General features: G+C 67.2%; 10 protein-coding genes and 1 pseudogene. 7 read left to right on the top strand and 4 right to left on the bottom strand.

Annotated elements, in window-relative coordinates:
- The 6 genes from ADBZ5N_RS15195 to ADBZ5N_RS15170 form a co-directional block, all read left to right on the top strand.
- Window positions 1-362 (top strand): DUF7229 domain-containing protein (locus ADBZ5N_RS15195; RefSeq protein WP_526258773.1); only part of this gene is annotated, 362 nt, incomplete at its 5' end.
- A 131-nt stretch (window positions 363-493) separates the two neighbouring features.
- Entirely contained in the window at window positions 494-1060 is a 567-nt protein-coding gene (locus ADBZ5N_RS15190) for a protein-tyrosine phosphatase family protein (protein WP_526258771.1), read from the top strand.
- A gap of 2 nt (window positions 1061-1062) precedes the next feature.
- Window positions 1063-2073: a hypothetical protein gene (locus tag ADBZ5N_RS15185; protein WP_526258769.1), complete on the top strand. Its 1011-nt coding sequence runs from the start codon at window positions 1063-1065 to the stop codon at window positions 2071-2073.
- 113 nt (window positions 2074-2186) lie between these two features.
- The gene (locus ADBZ5N_RS15180; RefSeq protein ID WP_526258767.1) at window positions 2187-3272 is read left to right on the top strand and encodes a PE-PPE domain-containing protein; all 1086 of its coding nucleotides are present in this window, start codon (window positions 2187-2189) and stop codon (window positions 3270-3272) included.
- 58 nt (window positions 3273-3330) lie between these two features.
- Entirely contained in the window at window positions 3331-4122 is a 792-nt protein-coding gene (locus ADBZ5N_RS15175) for a DUF7229 domain-containing protein (protein ID WP_526258765.1), read from the top strand.
- Window positions 4123-4596: 474 nt separating this feature from the next.
- Entirely contained in the window at window positions 4597-4947 is a 351-nt protein-coding gene (locus ADBZ5N_RS15170) for a VldE C-terminal domain-containing protein (protein ID WP_526258763.1), read from the top strand.
- A gap of 146 nt (window positions 4948-5093) precedes the next feature.
- Here ADBZ5N_RS15170 and ADBZ5N_RS15165 read toward each other — a convergent pair whose 3' ends face one another.
- Both ADBZ5N_RS15165 and ADBZ5N_RS15160 read right to left on the bottom strand, forming a co-directional pair.
- Window positions 5094-5438 carry a helix-turn-helix transcriptional regulator gene (locus ADBZ5N_RS15165; protein WP_526258761.1) on the bottom strand — a complete coding sequence of 115 codons (345 nt, stop codon included), beginning with the start codon at window positions 5436-5438 and terminating at the stop codon, window positions 5094-5096.
- The gene (locus ADBZ5N_RS15160; protein ID WP_526258759.1) at window positions 5435-6433 is read right to left on the bottom strand and encodes a TerC family protein; all 999 of its coding nucleotides are present in this window, start codon (window positions 6431-6433) and stop codon (window positions 5435-5437) included. The genes ADBZ5N_RS15165 and ADBZ5N_RS15160 overlap by 4 nt, the downstream gene beginning before the upstream one ends.
- Window positions 6434-6587: 154 nt before the next feature.
- Between ADBZ5N_RS15160 and ADBZ5N_RS15155 the strand changes: the two genes are divergently transcribed.
- Window positions 6588-8324, top strand: a complete 1737-nt coding sequence (locus ADBZ5N_RS15155; protein WP_526258757.1) for an amidohydrolase — start codon at window positions 6588-6590, stop codon at window positions 8322-8324.
- A gap of 23 nt (window positions 8325-8347) precedes the next feature.
- Here the strand turns inward: ADBZ5N_RS15155 and ADBZ5N_RS15150 are convergent, their stop codons facing one another.
- Together ADBZ5N_RS15150 and ADBZ5N_RS15145 are read right to left on the bottom strand one after the other, a co-directional pair.
- A complete protein-coding gene (locus ADBZ5N_RS15150) occupies window positions 8348-8530 on the bottom strand; it encodes a hypothetical protein (protein WP_526258755.1) in 183 nt (60 codons plus the stop codon).
- An 18-nt stretch (window positions 8531-8548) separates the two neighbouring features.
- Window positions 8549-8930: pseudogene (locus tag ADBZ5N_RS15145) on the bottom strand (hypothetical protein); the annotation flags it as partial.

Below are 8930 nucleotides of genomic sequence, written 5' to 3'. Positions count from 1 at the left end.
TCGACATCGCGGCGCTGGCCGCTGCCGGCTCGCGGACGCTGACCGCCGAGATCGAGGCGAACCTGGCCCGCAGCGCCGGGAGGTCCGACAGGGTGTGCCGCGGGGAGCGGATCTACAGCACCCGCGAGGCGGCTGGGTTGCTTGGTCAGCCGGTCAACTGGATCACCTGGGCGCTGCGCAAGGACTTCTTCACCTACGCCGACGACTCGCCCATCGAGCCGCTGCATGTGGGGCGGGGCCGGCGCCGCCGCTTCACCGTGGGCATGCTCAGGGAAATGGCGAAGTCCTGTCACCGGCAGGGTGTCCTCAACGAGCGGGAGTGCGAGCGGTTGCTGGCTGAACTGTCCCGCACGCCGCGGTAATACACCGCCCGCCCACCGCCGTCATCACCAGCGGCGGGCGCTGAGCACCACCGACTGCACACGGGAGCCCGCACCGGGTCGTCCCGCACTTCATCCACCCACATCCACCCAGACGAGAGGACTTTTCGACTATGAACGACACCAACACCAACACACCGAGCTGGCCCCACGACGACCTCGTGCACGGCTGGTGGGTCATCCCCGGCCGGCTGCTGGCCACCGAGTACCCCGGGGCCAAGGACAACGACAAAACGGCGCGCAAACTGCGGGTTCTGCGCGAAGCCGGCGTCAACTCCTTCGTCGACCTGACCGAAGCCGGGGAAATCACCCGCGGCGGCGTTCCGATGCGTCCCTATCGCGGCGACCTCGACCGCGGCGCGGCCTACGAACGCTTCGCGATCCCGGATTGCGGCGTCGTCGAGGACACCGAGTACGACCGGATCCTGGCGCACATCCGCGCCGAACTCGATGCCGGCAAGGTGGTGCTGGCTCACTGCTGGGGCGGGAAGGGCCGCACCGGCACCGTGATCGGCGCCTGGCTCATCGACCACGAGGGCCTGGGCTATCCGGAGGTGCTGGACCGCATGCGGGACCTCCGGCAGGGAACCCGCAAGGCAGACCACCCGGTTCCCGACACCGAGGAACAAGCCGCGGTGCTGCGGCGGCGGGCCCAGCGCTCCCAGCGAGAGGGGGCCTGAGCATGACCGACTGGTTCCAGCGTCTCACCGGCTTCGCCGAGGACGGTTACACCTCCACCCAGCAGCGGCTTGCCGTCGAGCGCGACGAGCTGGTGTCGCGGGTCAACGGCAAGCGCTACCGGATCGGGGAGTTCACCCTGCCGACCGTCGCCGAGCTTCGCTCTCGGACGAATCCGTCACGGGGACAACGCAGTACGGTCGACGCTGTGATCGGGGAGGCCCGCAGGCTGCACTCCGACCCGCAGTTCGACGGGGCGTTGTTCCAGGTGGCCTCCCAGTTCAATGCCCTGGAGATGCTCTCCGAGCACGTCACACCGGAGCAGGGTGTCACCCGCTACGCGTGGGACGGCACCCAGGGCCCGGCGTGCGCCATCGCGGCCGGGGCGGCCACCATCTACCGCAACTACTTCGTGCCCGTCGGTGATCAGATCGGGCAGACCGCCGACCGGCAGATCGATGCGCTGGCCGGGGTGGGGGCGGCGCTGGCGGAGTTGACCGGCCTTCCGGTAGAGGCGCTGTGGACGATGAGCAACGGCTATGCGCTGTGCACCGAGCGGGGTCTCGCTGCGATCGGTGCGGCTCTCCAAGACGCCACCGAGGAGGTCCGCGACAGCCTGCGCGGGCAGCTGTCGATCGGCCTGCATCGCAACGTGGAGGTCACCGACGTCGACGGCCCGCCGCGCCGGCTGGTCTCCCAGGCGTTCTGTTCGGCACTGCCACTGGGGTATTCGCGGCTGCCCCGGCCGCAGTGGGCGCTGTTCGCCCAACTGATCCTGCAGGCCACCTACGAGGCGACGCTGCTGGCGGCTGCCGAGCAGGCCGACGCGGGCGGGTCGAACGTCGTGCTGCTGACCCGGGTGGGCGGGGGAGTCTTCAACAACCACCCGGGGTGGATCGACGCCGCGATCGAACGCGCGGCGGGCATCGTCGCCGACGCCGGCCTGGACATCCGGGTGGTCTGCCACCGCGAAGTCAGCCCGGGCGTGCGCGAGATCGTCGAGCGGTGGGGGTGACGATCGGGCCGCAGCGACCCTGCCATCGACTCTGGCACAGACGAATTCGGGGTTTTTGACACACCAGACAAAAAGCCTCCTATCCTAATCGACTGTGAACACCGTCGGCCACGATGAACAGCGCGCGGCGGGCCTCCCTCGCTAGGCCTCGCGCCGCGGTCTACGGCGCCGGGCTCAGCGCGATACTGGCATTGAGTCCGGTTGCCGACGGCGTCGCCACCCCGCAGACCCGGCTCATCCTCGGTGGAGCCGAATACGAATGGGCGGAATGGTTTCCGGCTATCGCGGCGCTGCCCCTCGTGACGCGCTACGTCACGCCCAACAGGGAGATCGGCGCGGGCTTCTTTCCCGGCAGCACTCCGGTATTGATCGACTATCCGGGCTCACTGCTCCGTCCCGGAACCGCCAACGCGCACATCAACATCGGAACCGACAACCTCGATGCCGCCATCAAACAACGAGACGAACCGCTGGCAATCGTGGGCCAGTCACAAGGCACGGTCATCCTCGACCGGCAGCGGGCCCGACTGGAGAGCGATCCGCATACCCCCGCCGCGGATCAACTGCAGTTTGTCCTGTTCAATTCACCGACGCGGGGACTCGCCACGACGCTGTTCCGCTCGGGCACCCGTGTTCCGATCGTGGACGTCACGATCGCCCCGCCGGTTGAGAGTCGTTACGACACATCGCTGGTCATCCACGAATACGACATCTGGGGCGACTTCCCCGACCGCCCCTGGAATCTGCTGACTCTGCTCAACGCCGCGACGACCGCGGTGTTCGTCCACCAACTCGCCTACGACCTGCCTTCCCGGATCGCCCCGGAAAACATCACCACGGTGGTCAACTCCAAAGGAGCGACCGACAGGACCTACTTCGTTCCGGCGCCCACCCTGCCGTTGACCGAGGTGCTGCGGGTGGTGGGCGTGCCGGATAAGACGGTGGATGCTCTCGACAACGCGCTGCGCCCGATCATCGACGCCGGGTACTCGAGGAACGACAAGCCCGGTGACCCACGCCCCTACCTCGACCGCGGTGTGCTGACCACCCACCAGAAGCGGGCTCAGGTGTTGGAGTCGGCGGCCCGGGAAGAGCCCGGCCCCGCTGCTGTGCGCAGTGCGGCCCGGGCGGCAGAACCCGGCACCGAGTCAACCGGCCGGCCGGCGACCCACCGGGAGCGTCGCGGCGCACACCGCTGACTGAGCACTGTCAGAGGTCACTCCTATCATCGGCGGCGTCGAAGATTGAAGGGGGAGCATGTCGCAGTCGATCAACACCAGCTACGCGGTCATCGTTTTGGGTGATCGGGAGACCATCCGGCACTTCGACCTTGACGAGAAGGCCGCCCGCCAGGGCGCGGTGGTGACCGAGACCTACTGTTTCGATCCCGGCGAGGCGGCGGCCCAGGAGGACCTCACCGAGGTCGACGCCGTGGTGACCGCGCTGAGCCGGGCCATTGCCACCCGCGCCGACCTGTGGATGCCGTTTCCGATGGAGGACCTTGGCCGCGAACAGCATCTGCGTCGGCTCAGCCTGATCCTGCAGCGCCACGGCCTGAACATGCTCATGGGCCACGACCTGGAGCCGTGCACGATGGACGGCGGGTTCAGCGCGATCGACTACGCGCTGCGCATTGAGGTCAAGGCGGTCGACGCCCTGGGCTTCGCGGCCCTGGCCAGCGCCGGCATGCGGACCCTCGGGGTCGAGATCGAGCGCGAACTCCTCGACCCGGCCTGCCCGCCGGCCCCGGTCCGGGACGTCCCCCCGCCGGCCGTCATCGAGGTGGGCGAGAAGTACTACAGCACCAGCGAGGTGGCCCGCTTCTTCGGCAAGTCGGTGCAGTGGGTCTACTGGGCGATGCGCACCGGGGTCTTCACCCAGTCCGACGGAGAGCCCATCGAGCCGATCCGCATCGGCAAGAACGGACGCCGCCGCTTCACCCTGCCGGTGCTGCGCGACATGGCCCGGGCCTGTTATCGGCGCGGCATCGTGGGGGAGGACGAACTCCTCGATCTGCTAGCTGTGCTGGCGCGCGCCGAAGGAGAGTAGGCGGCGCCGGTCTTGCAACTCGGGGGCGCGTTGGGAGATAGTGAAAAATCAAATAGGGCAGCGAAATCCGGCGAATGGCGACTGCGACACTGAAATTCTGATGCGGGGGATGCATCGCAAATCCGAACCGGCACAGTGCAAAACTCACCAACGCAGCCCCACAACACGCCAGGTGTGATCGAGGCCACGTTTGAAAAATGTTGGTGTAAGAGCAAATTACTGATCGGCAGTCGTGAATCGCCCTCGGCGCAGTAGTGCTGCTGAACTGCGAAAACACCCGTGCATCAACGGATCTACCTGGGTTTTCACCGATTCCTGTGGGCACAGCGCTGAACTGGGACGATAGTGTTGTCCACAGGGTGGATTTCCCCTGAAAGCAAACACATTTAGCAAATCGGTTCCCAACGGAAGAGCTAAGGGTTTGTCGCTCAACGATTTTTATCGCCTGACTTATCCGATTAGCCTTCTCCCACTATGAACAGAATTGCACTGGCGACGATCACTGCCGCACTTGTTGCAACCTCATCGGCCACCGCCTCGGCTGTCCCTCAGGTTGGGATGAGCGGGCTGGTGCCCAACGCGCGCAACCTCGCGCAGTACATCGTTGCCAACTATCCCGGCGTTCAGTCCATCGGCGGAGTGCGGGCAGATTCGCGCCCGGATCACCCGAGTGGCCGCGCCATCGACATCATGATCGGCTCGAACATGGGTCTGGGTGATGCCATCAACGCCGACATCCTCAGCCAGGCCGGACGCTTCGGCGTGGAGTACACGATGTGGCGGGTGGCCGACCACTTCAACCACGTCCACGTCACCGTTTCGTAGTCCATTTCCGGGTCCATTTCCGGGTCCATTTCCGGGTCCATTTCCGGGTCCATTTCCGGGTCCATTCCCGGGTGCATTCCCGGGTCCATCCCTTGAGCCCCTTTGGCCTCCCGCGGCGCCGCGCTCGTCGCCGCGGGAGGCCCCTGCTAATCCAGGGCCGCGATCAGATCGCCGACGGTGTGGTGGGACTCCAACGGGTGGCGGAGCCGGCCGCGCTGGTTGACCGTGTAGATATTGCGGCGGCCGTCCTTCCGCTTCACCAGGTAGCCCGCCTCGGTGAGCTCGGCCAGGATCACCTGCACCGCCCGCTCGGTGATCCCGATGCTGTTACTCAATTCGCGGGCCGTGAGCGCCTCCCCGCGCGCCAGGCAGATCAGGACGTGACTGTGATTGGTCAGAAACGTCCACGTTCGGGCCGGGGCTGCGGCAGCGGCAGCGGCACTACTGCGTGGCCCGTTGGTCGCCCGTCGGGTTCGCGTCGCTCTCGTCATTTTCCGACCTCGCTTGTCGTATGGGCGTCATGGCCTGTGTCGTGGCCTGGCAGAGCGGTGCGGGGCTGCCCCTTGGTCGCGAGCAGGCTCCAGGCGATCGAGACCCCGAGGGTGACCACGATTGCCCCCAGCGTCAGCGGGATGGGCAGCTTGCCGACCGGGGTCTCCGACAGGATGAGCTTGACGCCGGCCAACCCGAGCAGCACCGCCAGCCCGTAGTGCAGGTAGACGAACCGGCGCATCAACCCGGCCAAGCAGAAGTACAGGCTGCGCAGACCCAGCACCGCGAACGCGTTGGCGGTCCAGACGATGAAGGTGCTGGTGGTGATGGCCAGGACCGCGGCGACCGAGTCGATGGCGAAGATCAGGTCGGTGGCCTCCACCGCGACGAGCACCACGAAGAGCAGGGTGGCCACCCGGGTGCCGTCACGGCGGGTGAAGAACCGGCCCTCGTCGTACTCACTGATGGTGGGCACCACCCGCTTGACCATGCGCACCAGCAGGTTGCGTTCGGGGTCCATATCGCGGTCGTGGTGGAAAGCCATCTTGTAGGCGGTGTAGACCAGGAAGGCGCCGAACAGGTACGCCGTCCAGAAGAAGGTCTTGAGCAACTCGGCGCCGACGAAGATGAACACCAGCCGGAACAGCAGCGCCCCGATGACACCCCAGAACAGCACCTTGTGCTGGTAGCGCTCGGGCACCGCGAAGTAGGTGAAGATCAGCGCGAAGACGAAGACGTTGTCGATCGACAGCGCCTTCTCGATCAGGTAGCCGGCGAAGTAGGTGCCGGCGACGTCGCCGCCGTAGGCCCACCACATCAGCACGCCGAAGCCCAAGCCGGCCGCGATCCAGATGGCCGACCAGATGGCGGCCTCCTTGAACTCCACGACGTGGTTGTCGCGGTGCAGGAACAGGTCGACGGCCAGCATGGCCACGATCGCGAAGGTCAACGCGATCCAGGCCCACAGTGGAACCACCAGTTGAACATCGGTCACGAACGAAGAATTACACGCGAACTAAAAGTTGTCAATTGAATCGCCGCTATTGAGCGTGACGCCGGGAGGCCGCCTCGCCAGGCCGCGGGAGAGGACCGGAGTCCGCCCGGGGTCGGGATACGCTCGGCACAGAAACCATCACCGAAAGGTAGCCATGACCGACAACCACGGCCCCGCCGCGGGCTGCTGCGCGCCGCATCCGGCCAACACGGCCCGGGTCTCCCTTGAGGGTGTCGCGTCCGCACCACGTGCCGTGCAACCTCCGCGTAGTGAAAACGCCAGCAAGGCGGACCTTCTCGTCACCGGTTCGCTGCTCACCATGGACGAGGCGCAGCCCAGCGTGGAGGCCATGGCGGTGGCCAACGGACGGATCCTGGCCGTCGGATCACGCAGCGACCTGGAGACCTTCGTCGGCCCCGGCACCACAGTGCTCGACCACCCGACCGGCGTCGTCATGCCCGGATTCGTCGAACCGCACCTGCACCTGATGACCTCGGCACTGGTCTTCGACGGGGTGGACTGTTCGCCCTACACGAACAAGACCCTCGATGCGGTGCTGGCCGCACTCAGGGCGGCGGTGGCCAAGGCACCCAGGGGGCAGGCCGTGGTCGGCCAGCTGTACGACCCGAGTCTGCTGCCCGGCCAGCCCGACCTCACCGCTGACCTGCTCGACGGTGTCTCCACCGACGTGCCGATCGTGGTGATGAACGCCTCGCAGCACTTCTTCTACGTCAACTCCGCCGCCTACGCCGCAGCCGGGATCACCGCGTCCACCCCCAACCCGCCGGGTGGGGATTTCGGCGCCCGAAACGGCAAGCTCACCGGCATTGTCTCGGAGTCCGCGGCGATGATCGCGTTCATGAAGGTGTTGCCGGCGCTGACACCGCAGGTCATCGCCCAGGCCATCACCGGGATCGGTGAGATGGCGGCCAAGGCCGGGGTGACTTACGTCCACGAGGCGGCCACCGGAGCCATAGCCGCTGCCAAAGAGGTGGATCTGCTGCATCAGACCTTCGCCGCACCGGGCTTCCCGATCCGCGGGTCAATGTCGCTGTGGGGGGAGAACCTCGACGACTTCCTCGGCGCGGGCATAGCCCTGGGCTCCGGCGATGACCGGCTGCGCGCGCAGACCATCAAGTGGGTCTCCGATGGCTCCAACCAGGGCTACACCGGCTACATGCGGGAGAACTACGTCGGCCGCAACACCCGCGGCGTGGCCAACTTCAGCCCTGAGCAGCTCGCCGCGAATTTCGCCAAGACCGTCGCCGCCGGCTGGCCGATCATGGTGCACGCCAACGGCGATGCCGCCCTGGACATGGTGACGGCGGCCTTCGCCGAGACTGCGAAGCTACCCGCCTGGGACGCCGGCAAGCGGCACCGCATCGAGCACTGCTCCCTGCTGCACGACGAGCACATCGCCACGATGGCCGCCCTCGGCATCACCCCGAGCTTTCTGATGAACCATGTCCGGTTGTGGGGCAGGGTGATGCGCGACGACATCCTGGGCCCGACCCGCGCCGCACTGCTGGACCGCTACGCCTCGGTGGTCAAAGCCGGGCTGCGGGCCAGCCTCCACTGCGATTTCTCGGTGTCGCCGATCGGTCCGTTGAACTACATCGCCACCGCCGCCGCCCGGACCATGGCCGACGGGGGAGAGGTGCTCAACGCGGCCGAGCGGGTCACCGTCGCCCAAGCCCTCAAGGGCAGCACCATCGACGCGGCGTGGATGTGCCACGCGGACAATCTGGTTGGCTCACTGGCCGCCGGTAAGGCCGCCGACTTCGTGTTGCTCGGCGCCGATCCGCTGTCCCACGAGGCCGATCCCGACGCGGTGCGCGACATCGCGGTGCTGGCGACCTACTCAGACGGGGCGCAGACGCACTCGGCCTGAGTGTCGCCAGTGCGCCGGCGCGATCAGCGTCGGGGCCAGGTGAACACCGCCAGGATCAGCCCCGCGATCGCGATGACGGGGCCGGCCACCGACCATGTGGTGGTGTTGCTCATCGGGCTGCCCTGTACGGCCCCGAAACCTTGTAACGCGAAGAGCGTTCCGCTCATCGCCATGACGATCCCGACCAGAAGTAGTACCTGTCGCATCCGGTCATCATGCCGCAGCTACCGCGTGCCGCGCCCCGCCTTCGCGCTGCTGCCCTTGCGGGCGTTGGCCGGCCGGTCGGCCGCCGGGTCGGAGGTCGCTTCGGTCGCTGTCGACGCATCGAACGTCGCGATCGGTTCCGGAGTCGGAGCTGACCTTGGGGTGCGGACGGCGGGGCGGGTGGACCGCGGCGCAGCAGGCTCGGCGGCCAGGTCGATCTCCGCCTCGACGGGCACTGACTCGACGGGCACTGACTCGACCGGCCCCGACTCGACCGGCCCCGACTCGACGGGCACCGACTCGACGGACTCGACGAGCACCGACTCGACCGGCGGCGTCGACCTGGTGGCGGCGGGCCTCGGCGCCGGCGCTTCGGCCCGGACGGCGTCAGCCGGGGCCGTC

It is taken from the genome of Mycobacterium sp., from assembly GCF_044370595.1.
Lineage (GTDB): Bacteria > Actinomycetota > Actinomycetes > Mycobacteriales > Mycobacteriaceae > Mycobacterium.
Note: the sequence above shows the minus strand (reverse complement) of the source record. Positions and strands in the feature narration are given on the sequence as shown.